Source organism: Paenibacillus ferrarius (genome assembly GCF_002027705.1).
Taxonomy (GTDB): Bacteria; Bacillota; Bacilli; order Paenibacillales; family NBRC-103111; genus Paenibacillus_E; species Paenibacillus_E ferrarius.
In genome coordinates, this window is the sequence record NZ_MBTG01000035.1 from 60,231 (window position 1) to 74,348 (window position 14,118).

Sequence of the window (14,118 nt, forward strand, 5' to 3'; positions counted from 1 at the left end):
GACAATATGAAAGCGCTTATTTCCTGGTTTGGCAGCTGGAGCATGCTGGCCAAACATTTCCTTTTCTTGTCCATAGGAACACTCGTCCTCTTAGGAGGGCTTGGCTGGATCAACTTGCGCGAAGCTGAGGGATTATTCCGGAGACAGGTCGTTTCGGACGCTCAAATTATTATTGACCGAACCAATCTGTATATGAATGCTTATCTAGATAATGTGCAAAATATTCTTATGCTTATCTCTACCCGTGAAGATTTGTTGAGCGATGGCATGGAGAAGGAAGCATCGGATGTTCTGCGTTCGTATGCGAATATGAACAGAACGCTGTATAAGTCTCTCTATTTGGTCGGTGAGGATGGTCATGTTATTTCCAACTCTCAAACCACCTTCGATATTATTGGAAATCCTCAAATCCCCGTACTGCTCACGAAAGCCAAGCAAACCTACGGAATGTTTATCACTGAGCCCTATCAATCCCCCATGTCGGGTAAAACAGTAGCCTTCGTTTTGCCGATTCAATCCTCTTCAACGAAGTCATTCAAAGGGATCGCTGTCGTGGAAATCGATCTCGTTCAGTTAACGAATCTAATCGCTCAATTCATGAATACAAAGAATCAAACCTTTGCGATCATCACCAATAAAAAAAATGTTGTCCATTCGTTTGATGCGGGTCTCCCGCTTAACTCCTACCGACTGCTTCCGTATAATACGTCTGTGTTCCCGCCGGAGCTGGATGCTGGCTTTGTCGACAAGGTGTCAGAGCTTCCTCTAGGAGCAGCCGAAATTACAGGCCCGCAAGGCGATTTGGTTGCTGTGAAATCCGGGATGAATAAGCTTGGCTGGTATTTTATCGCCTTCTATGAAAATAGTTTTTTCTATCAAAATATTCGCAGTCTTTACCGGAATTTCAGCACGGCGGGCGTTTTCTGGATCTTCCTTGTCTTAATCAGCACCTACATGATAAGCCGGTATATTACGCTGCCAGTACGTACATTGGTTGCTAAGATGGACCGGGTTCGAGATGTGGAGGTGCTTCACACCATACATGCAACCGGAAATGACGAAATCGGCCGATTGGCCCGAAGCTATAACGCTATGATGGAGCGGATTCATCATCTGCTGCAGGAAACGAAGGAAGCGGAACGCCGCAAGAAGCATTTCGAGTTGAAAATGCTGCAGAGTCAAATCGCCCCCCATTTTTTGTATAACACGCTTGCTTGTATTAGTTCTTTGGCCAAGCAGCACAAAATCAACGAGGTTCGGGAAACGATCAAGACGCTTGTTGGCTTGTTGTCGTTCAGCTTTGATAAAAGCACGGAATTCGTCACTTTGGCGGACGAGCTGGAAGGGCTGCGCATGTATGCGTACATTCAGAAAGTACGATACGGTGATAAGTTCACGATGGAGATCGACGCCGCTTCTGAAACGCAATCCAAAACAATTCTGAAGCTAACCTTGCAGCCGCTTGTGGAAAATGCCATTTTCCATGGAATTGTTCCGCTCAAGCGTGAGGGAACGATCCGTATTCGGACGAAGTGCGTGAAGGGAAAATTGATCATTACGATCAGGGACAACGGGCTCGGGATGAACGCGGAGGTTTTGAAAAGCCTGTTTGGAGAGCGGCACAAAGCGCCGAGTAAACACAGATTCACCGGAATCGGATTTATGAATGTTCATGAACGAATCGGGCTTCATTTTGGAGCGGAATATGGATTATCCATTTACTCTTTGCCGGAAATCGGTACGTTAATCCGAATCGAGCTACCTGCTTTGGAACATGAACATGCAGAAAAACCGCAATAAAGCGTTTGCAAGAATTCGAACATTTTCGCAGGATCACTGTATATTTTCTATTGAAAGCGCTTGCTATACTAAACTCAACCCGTTAGGAAGCGAGTGAACAGTTGGAAAAGAGGTGGCCTCATGGAACAGCAAATTATAGTCGGGCAGAAAACAAAGGCGGGGAGAAAGGCAAGAGAAGCGAATCTTAAATTATCTGCGAAGCAGATTTGGGCTTTCCGAGCTTTTTACCTCATGCTTTTGCCGGGCGTTATTTATTTCGTTATTTTCCGCTATATTCCGATGTACGGTGTAGTTATTGCATTTAAGGATTTTCAAATACTAGATGGCATTCTCGGCAGCGGTTGGGCTGATCCATGGTACAAGCATTTTCAAACGTTTTTTAATTCCCCTTATTTCGGACAGCTCATGGCCAACACTTTCATTATTAGCATCTATAAAGTGGTCTTCGGCATGGCCCCGCCAATTATTATGGCGCTGCTGCTCAATGAGTGCAGGCTGCGCTGGTTCAAAACCGTCGTACAGACGCTAACGTACATGCCGCATTTCTTATCTTGGGTCATTATTTACGGTATCTTAATCGCACTCCTTTCGCAAAACTCAGGAATTGTCAACCGCTTTATCGAAGGTTCCGGGGGACAGTCGATAGGCTTCATGACATCGGTTGATTACTTCCGGACCATTCTGGTAAGTTCGGAAGTTTGGAAAGATCTCGGCTGGGGCGCGATTATCTACTTGGCAGCGATGACAGCGATCGATCCGACCTTGTACGAGGCAGCCCGCGTGGACGGCGCAAGCCGCCTGCGGATGATTTGGCACATTACGCTACCAGGCATTCGCAATGTCATTGTACTTCTGCTCATCTTAAAGCTGGGGCATATTATGGATGCCGGGTTCGATCAAATTTATATTTTGTATAACATCCAAGTTTATCAAGTTGCCGACATATTGGACACCTGGGTGTTCCGGACAGGCCTGCAGCAACTCAACTTCTCACTGGGGGCAGCCGTTGGATTGTTCAAATCGTTTATTGGACTCATTCTGGTACTCGGCTCCAATCAGTTATCCAAGAAATGGGGTGAGGGCATATGGTAAGAGGCTGGGAAGACCGGATCGTGAACACGATCGTCGTCCTCATTCTCGGGCTTGCTGCGCTAGCGGCGATAGTGCCGCTGATGTATGTGATAGCCGTATCCATCACGCCTTTCTCTGAGGTACTGAAAAACGGCGGCTTCATCCTGATTCCTAAGTCCGTCACTTTTAGCGCGTACCATAAGCTTTTTACCGAAACCCATATTCCAAAAGCATTCTGGGTGACGATCTTCATCACCGTGGTCGGTACGCTGGTAAACCTGATTTTGACTTCGCTGATGGCTTATCCGCTTAGCCGCCGCAATCTCCCTGGCAGAAGCTATTTCCTGCTTATGGTCATCTTTACGATGCTGTTCAGCGGGGGACTCATTCCGACCTATTTGGTTGTTAAATCCTTAGGACTTCTGGATTCCGTCTGGTCCATGATTTTACCGAATGCGATTTGGAGCTTTAATATCTTGATCATGAAAAGCTTTTTTGAAAGCCTCCCTGAAGAGTTGTTTGAATCGGCCCGGATGGATGGCGCGAAGGAGTTCCGGATTTTATGGCAGATCGTATTGCCGCTCTCTGTTCCGTCTATGCTCACGATTGGGTTGTTCTACATGGTAGGTCATTGGAATGAATTTTTCCAGGCGATTATGTTTGTGACAGACCGCCATCTATTTCCACTACAGGTCGTTATCCGCGAGATTCTTATAATGTCTCAGCAGCCGCTTGAAAATGCAGAAAATATTCTTCCTACCGAGACGATGCAAATGGCGGCCGTTGTTACAGCCTGCTTACCGATCATTCTTGTCTACCCGTTCATTCAAAAGCATTTCACCAAAGGCATGCTAATGGGTTCTATCAAGGGTTGACTCCGTATTGATGATTGTGTCAGGACTGCAGCCTGATTCATCCTGTTGCGGTGACAATAGAAATAACATTCATTTTTAAAAGAAAGAAGGGGAATGTATGAAAAAAAAATTGCTCGTGCCAATTCTTCTCGCTATGACCTTCGCTGGTGGTACGCTTATTGCCGGTTGCGGTGGAGCGCCTGCTGCCGATAAATCTGCGGAAAGCAGCAACTCGGTAACCAGTATCAAGCCTGTCAAGCTCGACATTCTGCAAGGCGGCGGCGCTCTGCCACCCCCCGATCAGGATAATATTAAGCAAGAGTTGGATAAAGCGCTGAATACAGATCTCAATCAGACTGTGTATGCATCTGGCGAGGATTACAAAAACCAGCTTAATGTGCGCATATCTTCCGGCAATTTCCCGGACTTGTTCCTTGTAGACCGGCAGCAATTAAAACAGCTTTCAGATCAAGGACTTCTTCTTGACTTTACGCCTTATATGGATAAACTTAAGCCGCTGCAAGATTTCATTGGGGCTGACAGTCTGAAAAAGGGGATGCTGAACGGTAAAACCTATGCCATTGCCAAATCGCCTACAGTCCCCTATAATACGCTCTGGATTCGTCAAGATTGGCTGGATAAGCTGAATATGAAAATGCCGACGACGCTGGAAGAACTGCTCGAGGTTTCGAAAGCGTTTACGGAGAAAGACCCGGACGGGAATGGAAAAAAAGATACGTATGGCCTTACAGGCGGCAAGTTGGCCACGTTTGATACTGTTTTCGGAGCCTTTGGCGTAGGAATGACATTCGGCGCACCAACCATTTATGTAAAGGACAATAAATTGGTGAATTCGCTGTATGATCCTGGGATGAAGGATGCCCTCGCGTTCATTCAGAAAATGATTGCTTCCGGATCGGTGGACCCTGAGCTTTTGGCCAATGCGGGTCCTCAAGAGCAACAGAAGGCAATTAAAGGGCAAGCAGGTATCATTTATATAGCTTGGTCGGGTCTCATGAAGGATGAATATGTCGAGCAGATTAAAGCTGTGAATCCCAATGCCACATGGGTGCAGGTCGATGCGATTAAAGGACCAGGCGGCAAATATGCTTATGCCAATGACATCGGGGTTGCACCAGCGATGTTTGCCGTTCCGAAATCGCTTGAGAAAAATCCGGAAAAGCTGCAAAAGGTCTTCGACTTGCTTAATTACGTGTCCTCCAAGGATGGCTCACAGTTGGTGCAGTACGGGGTGAAAGGCAAGCATTATAACCTTGATGGCAATAAAGTGGTTCCAACCGATTTGATGAGCAAGGAAGGCGGTTATTTCTGGCTGTATCAATTCGCAGGCCGCCCGGAAATGAATTATTTGACGGTGAAATTTGCGAAGCAGGCCAAGTTTATAGAATTCGCTAGCAAGCAGCCGCATATCGACGGACTGGCAGGTTTCGTTGACTTGCCAAATGGCTATAATGCTGCCGATGCGAATCGGTACATGCAAGAGGAGTTATATAAGTTCGTCTATGGCAAACGTCCGATGAGCGAATATGACAGTTTTTTGAAGACATTGGAAGGCACCATGAATTATAAATTATATTTGGACGCAGCGGAGAAAAGGGTGAAAGAGCTCGGCTATGTGAAGTGAAATCAGAAACTATTTGGAGGAGAACGCAGGTTATGGAGAATCAGCCTTTACACCTTCGTTATAAAAAGCCGGCAAATGATTGGGAAAACGAAGCTCTGCCGATTGGCAACGGAAGGTTAGGCGGGATGGTGTTCGGCGGTATACAGGAGGAACGGATTCAATTCAATGAAGAGTCCCTTTTTTCCGGAAAGCCGTCCAAAGTCAATCTAGAAGCTCATAAAGAGCTTCAACCGATTCGCGACTATTTGGCTAAACAAGATTATGCTGCCGCTCAACATCATGCCAATGAAATATTCTTGGAAAAATCGTCTTACGGCGATAGGAGCGATTTTGGCATGTATCAAAATTTTGGAGATATCGCCATTATTTTTGATCATCCGCATCATGCACTTAACTATATCCGTGAGCTTTCATTGGACGAAGGCATAGCGAGAGTTTCTTACACAATCAACGGCAAGCAGTATCTTCGCGAATATTTCAGCAGCTATCCCGACGATCTTATGGTTTTGCGTTTCACGTGCAGTGAAACTCAGTCCTTGCATATGACGTTCAGGTACAATAGCGGTCAAGAGAACTCAAAGGTTTTCGTCAAAAATAATAATAAGCTTATTCTGGAGGGACAAGCGGATTATTTGGACTTTCAGGCTAGCCTTCTTGTTACGCGTAAAGGCGGGAAATTGGTGAGCGGTGAAGATTCGATTTCCGTTCAAGGCGCGGATGAAGTTGTCGTTTATTTCAATGCAGCAACCGATTATTTGCCAGTAGAACCCAATTTTAAGGGCAAAGATTATGCAACGATCAATAAAACATTAATTAGTCATGCCCTCGAGAAAGGCTATGAAGCTTTAAAGACTCGTCATATTCAAGACCATCAGCAGTTATTTCACCGATTAAGCCTGCAAATTACAGGTGTGGATGATAAGCATCTTCCGACGAACGAACGTTTGGTCAATTATCGCGATGGCCGGGAAGATGCGGGATTGGAAACATTGCTCTTTCAATACGGACGTTATTTATTAATTGCCAGTTCAAGGGAAGGCGGACTTCCCGCAAATTTGCAGGGAATTTGGAATAACAGCAACAATCCGGTGTGGGGGTCGATGTTCTGCTTTAACATTAATCTCAATATGAATTATTGGCATGCCCAGACGACCAATCTAAGCGAGTGCCATATGCCGCTCATACAGTTTATCGACAGCATGAGAGCAAGCGGAAGAATTTCTGCAAAAGCATATTTTAACGTAGGCGGTTGGTTTGCCGCAAAGAAATCGGATTTATGGCGCTTTACGCAGCCCTACGCCGAAGCGAAGAACGGTTTGTTCATGGGAGGAAGCGGCTGGCTGTGCCAAGATGTGTGGGAATACTACAGCTTCACTCGCGATGAGGAATATTTACGAAACATAGCCTATCCGATTATAAAAGAAAGCGCACAGTTTTATCTGGATTTCTTGGTTGAGAATGAGGATGGATACCTGGTTTCTTCGCCAACCACTTCACCAGAACATCATTTTAAGCTGGAGGGTGCCTCATATTCGGTCAGCGACGGAACGGAAATCGATCATCGCATTGTGGAAGAATTGTACAACAATTGTATAGAATCCTCTCGGATTTTAGGTATTGATGAGGAATTCCGGGAATTATTGATGAAAGAAGTTGTCAAGATTGCCCCGACGAAGATCGGACGAAACGGCAACATTCAAGAGTGGTATCACGATTGGGATGATGCAGAAGTGGAGCATCGGCATCTATCCCATCTGTATGGTGTCCATCCAGGTCATGCGATAACGCCTGCCCATGCATCAGAGTTTGTGTATGCGGCCAAAGTTTCATTGGATAGACGCGGTGATCTGGAGACGGGATGGAGTCGAGCCTGGAAAGTCAATCTTTGGGCGCGATTATGGGATGGCAACCGAGCTTATAAGATTATAAGCAATATTGTGAAAGATAGAACCAATGATAATTTGTTCACTACGCATCCACCTTTTCAAATTGACGGCAACTTTGGATTTACAGCCGGCGTGGCTGAAATGCTTTTGCAAAGCAGTTATGCCGGAGAGATCAGACTGCTCCCGGCATTGCCTGATCAATGGGGTAGCGGGCAGGTGTCGGGACTAAAGGCCAGGGGAGGCTTTGAAGTGAGCATGACATGGAGCGAAGGCAGATTGACTTCAGCGACCATTCAAGGAAAGCCTTCAAGCCAAGGGCGGTTGCGCCACGGAAAAGAGCTTACAGCTTTTGTGATTCCTGAAAATGGGATTTATGAATATACTCGAATCGATCCTATCAGTTGGACGTAGAGGAGAATAGAGTCATAGAACTTGGGTATGTGAAGTAAGCAGCACTGTAGGATGAGAAGTCGACATTCGCTTCACGCTCTTCTTTCAATACAAATATACACGTACAAAATAAAAAGGAGCGTATGACCATGACTCAACAAACTTTGGATATTCCTGCATTGATGCAACAATTTCACGAGAACGGTTATCTGATTCTGCCGGGTGTATTGTCTGAAGATAAAGTTAATCGGCTGAATGCCGCCATTGACCGAATTGTTGCCGAAGAGCCGGAATCATTAGCACATAACATTTATAACAGTGTAGAGCGTGACGATGAAATTGCATCGCTGATCGACGAACCTACGCTGCTGCCTCTGATGGTTAATCTGCTTGGCTATAACATTCAGCTGCATATCTCGCATTTAACGATTCGGAAGCCGAATCCGAACGATGTGAAAACTGAGTCACACAGCTTCATTAACTGGCATCAAGACGGACCGCATCCGCAGTTTCCCAAACAAAATGGCCTCACCTCTACGTATTACATCAAAACCTGCTACATTCTGAGTGACATGTCGCAGCCGGACCGCGGCAATACGAAAGTTATCCCAGGCTCGCACAATAAGCCGTTTCATCCAGAGAGTCAGGATGTCCGCGGCCAGGTGCCAGGAGAAGTTCAAGTCTGCGGTAAACCGGGGGATGTGTTCATATTCCCGCAAAATCTGTGGCATGCCGGTGCGCCAAACCAGTCCGAATTTACACGCCGTCAGCTGTTCCTTGGCTACAGCCCGATCTGGATGAGACCGATTGATTATCGCAGCGCTTCTGAGCGACTGCTGGGAAACGCTTCTCCTTATCGGAAGCAATTGTTGGGCGTTATTGATGAGGATCCATTTAAATTTTATGTTCCGCAGGAGTCCATGGTACCATTGAAGGAGCTGCACATGCAATCCAGTCCCAACAAGTGATTGCTGAAGCTGATCTCGGAGAACAGGTAACACAATTACTTTTTTAAAAATTAGGTATTGACATCCACAAGAAAACAGGTGTAATATTTCACTGTAAAACATATGACCTCGTTAGGTGAGGCTCCTATACAAACACAGGCCACTGCCCGGAAACATCGAAAGATGCCAATGGGTAGAACAGGGATTGCCGGATTAAGGCTTTTCATAAGGTGGCTAAGGGATCTTGTATCTCTTTACGTTGTATAGTGCTAAAGCTCGACTAGGGGGAACCGGTATTAAGTGTCTTTTTGTGCGCTTATTTATGATCCCTCTAGGTGAACCTAGAGGGATTTTCATTTTGAAAGGGGTGATCTCACATGGACAGTAGTCCCAGTAGGCCAAGAACTGAATATGAACGATATTGTCCTGTGAAGAGAAGGAACTCGTTTTTCTCGATCACCCATACAAACACATTTTCCAAATTTGTCCACTTGTACGCAAGAGACAGGTTTATTTAAGTGCGTGCATGTCTGGATGATCCGATAAAATCGAGTTCCGAAGCCGATGGCTCTCCTTCGTGGAGAGCTTTTTTGTGTCCAAAAATGACGGTGGAGGAACGAACTATGAAAAATAATAACCGAATTGAACAAAACCATACAGCGATAACAAATCGCTTGGTCGAGGCATCCTTTTGCCATACAGAGGATCTGTTAGCAGAATTAGCAACATCTCACGCAGGGTTGAAGGATACCGTCCTCAAAGAAAAACGTAATCAGTATGGGAAAAATCAAATTGCTCACGAAAAACCGCCTGCCTGGTATCTGCAATTGCTTGTATGCTTTAAGAATCCCTTTATACTTATTCTCTTGGCACTGGATATCTTCTCTATTCTTACTGATGATACCAAAGGTCAAATCGTTATCAGCACAATGATTGCGATTAGTCTTCTTATTACATTTACGCAAGAGTTTCGTTCGATTCGCACAGTCGAGAAGCTTAAAGCAATGGTGCGAACAACTGCAACGGTGACTCGAAACGGCATAAAACAGGAGATAGATATGGAACAGCTTGTTCCCGGTGATATTGTCCATCTGTCTGCAGGTGATCTGGTTCCGGCTGATATTAGGCTGCTGACCTCCAAGGATCTCTTCGTCAGTGAATCGAGCCTTACTGGAGAAGCGCTTCCCGTTGAAAAACAAGATTCTCAAATCGTCACCGGATTCAACAAAACCAATCGGCCTCGGCAAGCTAATGCGCTAGAGCTCGGCAACATCTGCTATATGGGGACGAATGTCGTTAGCGGCACGGCTACAGGCGTCGTTGTATCTACGGGAGCTTCAACTTATTTCGGATCGATGGCCAAAACATTAACGGGCAAACGTCCGCTGACGAGCTTCGATAGAGGGGTACACAGTGTCACATTTGTCCTCATCCGTTTTATGCTCATTATGGTCCCCATTATTTTCTTTATCAATGGCTTCACCAAAGGAGACTGGTGGGATGCCTTGCTGTTTGGCTTATCGATTGCAGTTGGATTAACACCCGAAATGCTTCCTGTTATTGTAACTACCAACCTGGCCAAAGGCGCTTCCGTGATGGCGCGAAATAAAGTCGTTGTCAAACGCCTAAACGCGATCCAAAACTTCGGAGCAATGAATATCCTTTGTACAGATAAAACAGGAACACTCACTCAGGACAAAATTATTCTTGAAAATTATATGGATATTCACGGCAAAGCAGATCTGAAGGTTCTCGAATATGCGTATTTGAACAGCTATCATCAAACTGGACTGAAAAATTTATTAGATGTTGCCGTATTGGAACATGTAGAGCTTACCGATATCCTTGGCGCAGAAAAAAGTTATACGAAAGTGGATGAAATCCCCTTTGATTTTAACCGCCGCCGAATGTCCGTGGTGCTGGAGAAAAGCGGCAATGGCCATGTACTCATATGCAAAGGTGCCATGGAGGAAATTCTAAGTGTTTGTTCCCATGTGCAGGATCATGGAGTGAGCATGGAACTTACGCCTCAAATCACACAACAGGCCATGCAGTTGGTCCATAAATTGAACAACGATGGGCTTCGTATCATTGCTGTTGCCGTCAAATCCATTTCGCCTAAACAAGAGCCCTACGGCAAAGAAGATGAAAAGAACCTCACCCTGATTGGTTACGTTGGTTTCATCGATCCCCCCAAAGAAACAGCCAAAACAGCCATACAGGCTTTAAAGCTTAATGGGGTTGATATTAAAGTCCTAACTGGTGATAACGCCGCGGTTACTCGCAAAGTATGCAAAGACGTTGGACTTCATGTGAGCCTAATCGCTTTGGGAAGCGATATCGACCATATGAACGATGCGCAGCTTGCTGATTTTGCTGAAAAAACAACGGTATTCGCCAAATTAAATCCGTTGCAGAAATCCAGAATCGTTCGAGCGCTGCAATCCAAAGGTCATACGGTTGGTTTCATGGGAGACGGCATCAACGATGCAGCTTCACTGCGCGAAGCTGATGTGGGCATTTCGGTGGACACCGCTGTTGATATTGCCAAAGAATCGGCAGATATTATTTTGTTGGAGAAGAATTTGATGGTCTTGGAAGCTGGCGTCATTGAAGGGCGACTGACATTCGGCAATATTATTAAATACATTAAAATGACAGCCAGTTCAAATTTCGGCAACGTATTTAGTGTAATGGGATCCAGCATCTTTCTCCCTTTTCTTCCCATGCTTCCGATTCATCTGCTTATTCAAAACCTGTTTTATGATGTCTCGCAGCTATCCATTCCTTGGGATCGCATGGATAAGGAATTCTTAGCGAAGCCGCGGAAGTGGGATGCCAAGTCCGTTGGTCGATTTATGCTGTTTATTGGTCCGATCAGTTCTATATTCGATTATGCCACGTATTTCCTTATGTATTTTGTATTCGCAGCTAATACCGCCCAAAATCAGTCTTTGTTTCAATCTGGATGGTTTATCGAAGGACTCTTATCGCAAACCTTAATTGTGCATATGATCCGTACAGAAAAAATACCATTTACCCAAAGCCGGGCCAGTATGCCTGTACTTCTACTGACTAGTTTGATTATTATCGCAGGGATTTTCATTCCCTTTAGTGCTTTCGGGTCCAGCATCGGTCTGCAGCCATTGCCACTTTCCTACTTCCCTTGGCTTGCTGCTATCTTGCTAAGCTACTGCTTCCTTACACAAACCGTTAAAAAATGGTACATCCGCAAATTTAACGAGTGGCTCTAACAAATTGACAAAGAGGTGATACAGATGACTTTGGAAATGATTTTCAAACTTATTCTGGCTTTATGTTTCGGACTTCTCATTGGTATGGACAGACAAATCAAGCAAAAACAACTAGGCTTACGGCCTTGCATGGTCATCTGTATCACCAGTTGTTTAATTACAATCGTATCTATTCATGCGTTCGATAAATTTGCTGGGGCTAATCATCCTAATATGGACCCTATGCGCTTAGCCGCGCAAATCGTGAGCGGAGTTGGATTTATTGGCGCTGGGGTTATCTTGAGAAGAAGCAATGAGGTCATCTCCGGATTGACTTCAGCCGCGATGATTTGGGCAGCATCTGGGCTTGGCATTGCCGTGGGTGCCGGATTCTATGCAGAAGCGACCTGCGGGGTCATTCTGTTGATCATCGCCGTCAATGTTGTACCTTATCTCATTAAGATTGCCGGATCCAACACCTTAAACAGACACGATGTAGCAGTCAAAATTGTTGTAAAACCTAACTACAGAATGACAGAACTCATCCAGACCATCGAACGCAAAAATACCGGAAATCTTCGTAAAGCGTCCGAATACAAACTAAGACATATGAAGCTGAAAGACTTGGATAATGGCAATCAAATCTTGGATTTAATCCTGTCTGTACCTGAACATCAATATACAACAGAAATTTATTATTACATTAAAAGAATTGAGAATGTCTTGACTGTCGATGTCGAACATTTATGAAGAAAGGCGGGGCCACACGATGATTAAATTGAATCAGCTTAGATACAAAGAAGAATATACGTACTATTTACTGCTAGCCATCAAGGAAGAAAACAAAGATCAATTTCGCACGGATTTCCTCGAGCTTCATCCAGCCGATCAAACACAGATATTTATGGAATTAGATGATAGCAAACGAACCCGGGTCTACTCGTTCCTCACACCTTCCGAATTTGGAGACATATTCAGCGAACTGCCACCTTTGCAGCAAAAAAATTGCTTGTTAGAATTAGACCGCGAATATGCCATTCTTATGCTTAATGATCTGCCATCCGATGATGCTGCTGATTTTATCGGTTTATTGCCCAACCAAGAAGCCGATTACCTTCTGGATCAAATGGATCAAGAGGAAGCCGACGATATCAAGCAGCTGCTGACCTACTTCTCAGGCACAGCTGGATCTTTGCTGACAACCGAGTTTATTTCCGTTAGAGAAACAGACTCCGTTGCCATTATTCTTCAAAACCTGCGGCTTGTTGCGAGCCATGCAGAGACGATCTATTATCTCTACGTTACGGATGCAACTGGGAAACTGTTTGGCGTCCTATCGCTTCGTGATTTGATCGTTTCCAGTCCTGATTCTTTGGTACATGAAATCATGGCAACTCAGATCATTTCAGTTAAGGCCGATTCCGATCTATCGGAAGTTGGCCATTTGATGAAAAAGTATGGACTGCCAGCCATTCCTGTACTCCGTTTCGACGACATCATGATTGGAATCGTTACATTTGATGATATTCTCACGACAATAATGCTAGTGTGAATTCTGAACAGGTACTCTGGCATCTGTATCCACATTATCATCCTCCGGGGGATTTCCTTGCACATTCAAGATTAAACGGAACTGGAGTACGCTATTTTTGGAAAAACAGGCTGAACAAGCGTAGAGACGGAACTCAGGTACGCTATATGAACAAAAAAGCATGAATTGGACTAATAACTGATGAAATAGCGTACCGTAGTTCCGTTTGCCCCTGAATTCGACCAATTTTAATGAAATAGCGTATCGTAGTTCCCTTTCGATTTGATGTCTTGCGTTTTTAGGTCAGAAAAACCGTAAGGACCTTCGTACTGCGCTGCGTTGGTTGGCTTGAAAAACATCCTCCATCGCAACAGAAAAAAGCCTTTATAAGATTTCTCTTATAAAGGCTTCCTATATTTGCTTGGCAACGTTCTACTCTCCCAGAACCCTGCGGTTCAAGTACCATCGACGCTGGAGGGCTTAACGGTCGTGTTCGAGATGGGAACGCGTGGATCCCCTCCGCCATCATCACCAAACGGGATGCTTCTGCCAGGAAACATCAAAAATCACTGTTCAGGCTGTCTTGCACCCTGAAAACTAGATACGAAACTTGCGTAAAGTTAGATGTTCTTAGGATTTTCTGGGCCCCAATCAAGTATTCGGAATTCGCTGCAAAGCTTATCTTCACTTGGTTGGGATTAGGTTAAGCCCTCGACCGATTAGTATTCGTCAGCTGCATACGTTGCCGCACTTCCACCTCG

9 protein-coding genes, 1 rRNA gene and 1 riboswitch are annotated in these 14,118 nt (G+C 45.1%); of the genes, 9 read left to right on the forward strand and 1 reads right to left on the reverse strand.

What is annotated here, in order from left to right; all coding sequences use genetic code 11:
• Positions 1-6 precede the first annotated feature (6 nt).
• The 9 genes from BC351_RS30295 (at position 7) to BC351_RS30340 (ending at position 13,378) form a co-directional block, all read left to right on the forward strand.
• The gene (locus BC351_RS30295; protein WP_079418085.1) at positions 7-1,800 is read left to right on the forward strand and encodes a cache domain-containing sensor histidine kinase; all 1,794 of its coding nucleotides are present in this window, start codon (positions 7-9) and stop codon (positions 1,798-1,800) included.
• Between the two features lie 231 nt (positions 1,801-2,031).
• A complete protein-coding gene (locus tag BC351_RS30300; protein WP_244209222.1) occupies positions 2,032-2,892 on the forward strand; it encodes an ABC transporter permease in 861 nt (286 codons plus the stop codon).
• Complete coding sequence (locus BC351_RS30305) at positions 2,886-3,746, forward strand: carbohydrate ABC transporter permease (protein ID WP_079418090.1); 861 nt, start codon at positions 2,886-2,888, stop codon at positions 3,744-3,746. Before BC351_RS30300 ends, BC351_RS30305 begins: the two co-directional genes overlap by 7 nt.
• Before the next feature lie 97 nt (positions 3,747-3,843).
• Positions 3,844-5,370 (forward strand): extracellular solute-binding protein, encoded by a 1,527-nt coding sequence (locus BC351_RS30310; protein ID WP_079418092.1) that lies wholly within the window; start codon positions 3,844-3,846, stop codon positions 5,368-5,370.
• Positions 5,371-5,402: 32 nt separating this feature from the next.
• Positions 5,403-7,667: a glycoside hydrolase family 95 protein gene (locus tag BC351_RS30315; protein ID WP_079418094.1), complete on the forward strand. Its 2,265-nt coding sequence runs from the start codon at positions 5,403-5,405 to the stop codon at positions 7,665-7,667.
• A gap of 128 nt (positions 7,668-7,795) precedes the next feature.
• Complete coding sequence (locus BC351_RS30320; RefSeq protein WP_079418096.1) at positions 7,796-8,614, forward strand: phytanoyl-CoA dioxygenase family protein; 819 nt, start codon at positions 7,796-7,798, stop codon at positions 8,612-8,614.
• 100 nt (positions 8,615-8,714) lie between these two features.
• Positions 8,715-8,888, forward strand: a riboswitch (M-box (ykoK) riboswitch).
• A gap of 307 nt (positions 8,889-9,195) precedes the next feature.
• Complete coding sequence (mgtA, locus tag BC351_RS30330; RefSeq protein ID WP_208629867.1) at positions 9,196-11,847, forward strand: magnesium-translocating P-type ATPase; 2,652 nt, start codon at positions 9,196-9,198, stop codon at positions 11,845-11,847.
• Between the two features lie 24 nt (positions 11,848-11,871).
• Positions 11,872-12,576 carry an MgtC/SapB family protein gene (locus BC351_RS30335; RefSeq protein ID WP_079418100.1) on the forward strand — a complete coding sequence of 235 codons (705 nt, stop codon included), beginning with the start codon at positions 11,872-11,874 and terminating at the stop codon, positions 12,574-12,576.
• A 19-nt stretch (positions 12,577-12,595) separates the two neighbouring features.
• Complete coding sequence (locus BC351_RS30340; RefSeq protein WP_158082277.1) at positions 12,596-13,378, forward strand: magnesium transporter; 783 nt, start codon at positions 12,596-12,598, stop codon at positions 13,376-13,378.
• A gap of 398 nt (positions 13,379-13,776) precedes the next feature.
• Here BC351_RS30340 and rrf read toward each other — a convergent pair.
• Positions 13,777-13,893: ribosomal RNA gene (gene rrf / locus BC351_RS30345) — 5S ribosomal RNA — on the reverse strand.
• Positions 13,894-14,118 lie beyond the last annotated feature (225 nt).

Excerpts from the sequence above, each read along its gene's own strand:
- BC351_RS30305 (WP_079418090.1), top strand. The coding sequence starts at position 2,886 with ATGGTAAGAGGCTGGGAAGACCGGATCGTGAACACGATCGTCGTCCTC.
- BC351_RS30300 (WP_244209222.1), top strand. The coding sequence starts at position 2,032 with ATGCTTTTGCCGGGCGTTATTTATTTCGTTATTTTCCGCTATATTCCG.
- BC351_RS30310 (WP_079418092.1), top strand. The coding sequence starts at position 3,844 with ATGAAAAAAAAATTGCTCGTGCCAATTCTTCTCGCTATGACCTTCGCT.
- BC351_RS30340 (WP_158082277.1), top strand. The coding sequence starts at position 12,596 with ATGATTAAATTGAATCAGCTTAGATACAAAGAAGAATATACGTACTAT.
- BC351_RS30315 (WP_079418094.1), top strand. The coding sequence starts at position 5,403 with ATGGAGAATCAGCCTTTACACCTTCGTTATAAAAAGCCGGCAAATGAT.
- BC351_RS30295 (WP_079418085.1), top strand. The coding sequence starts at position 7 with ATGAAAGCGCTTATTTCCTGGTTTGGCAGCTGGAGCATGCTGGCCAAA.
- BC351_RS30335 (WP_079418100.1), top strand. The coding sequence starts at position 11,872 with ATGACTTTGGAAATGATTTTCAAACTTATTCTGGCTTTATGTTTCGGA.
- mgtA (WP_208629867.1), top strand. The coding sequence starts at position 9,196 with ATGACGGTGGAGGAACGAACTATGAAAAATAATAACCGAATTGAACAA.
- BC351_RS30320 (WP_079418096.1), top strand. The coding sequence starts at position 7,796 with ATGACTCAACAAACTTTGGATATTCCTGCATTGATGCAACAATTTCAC.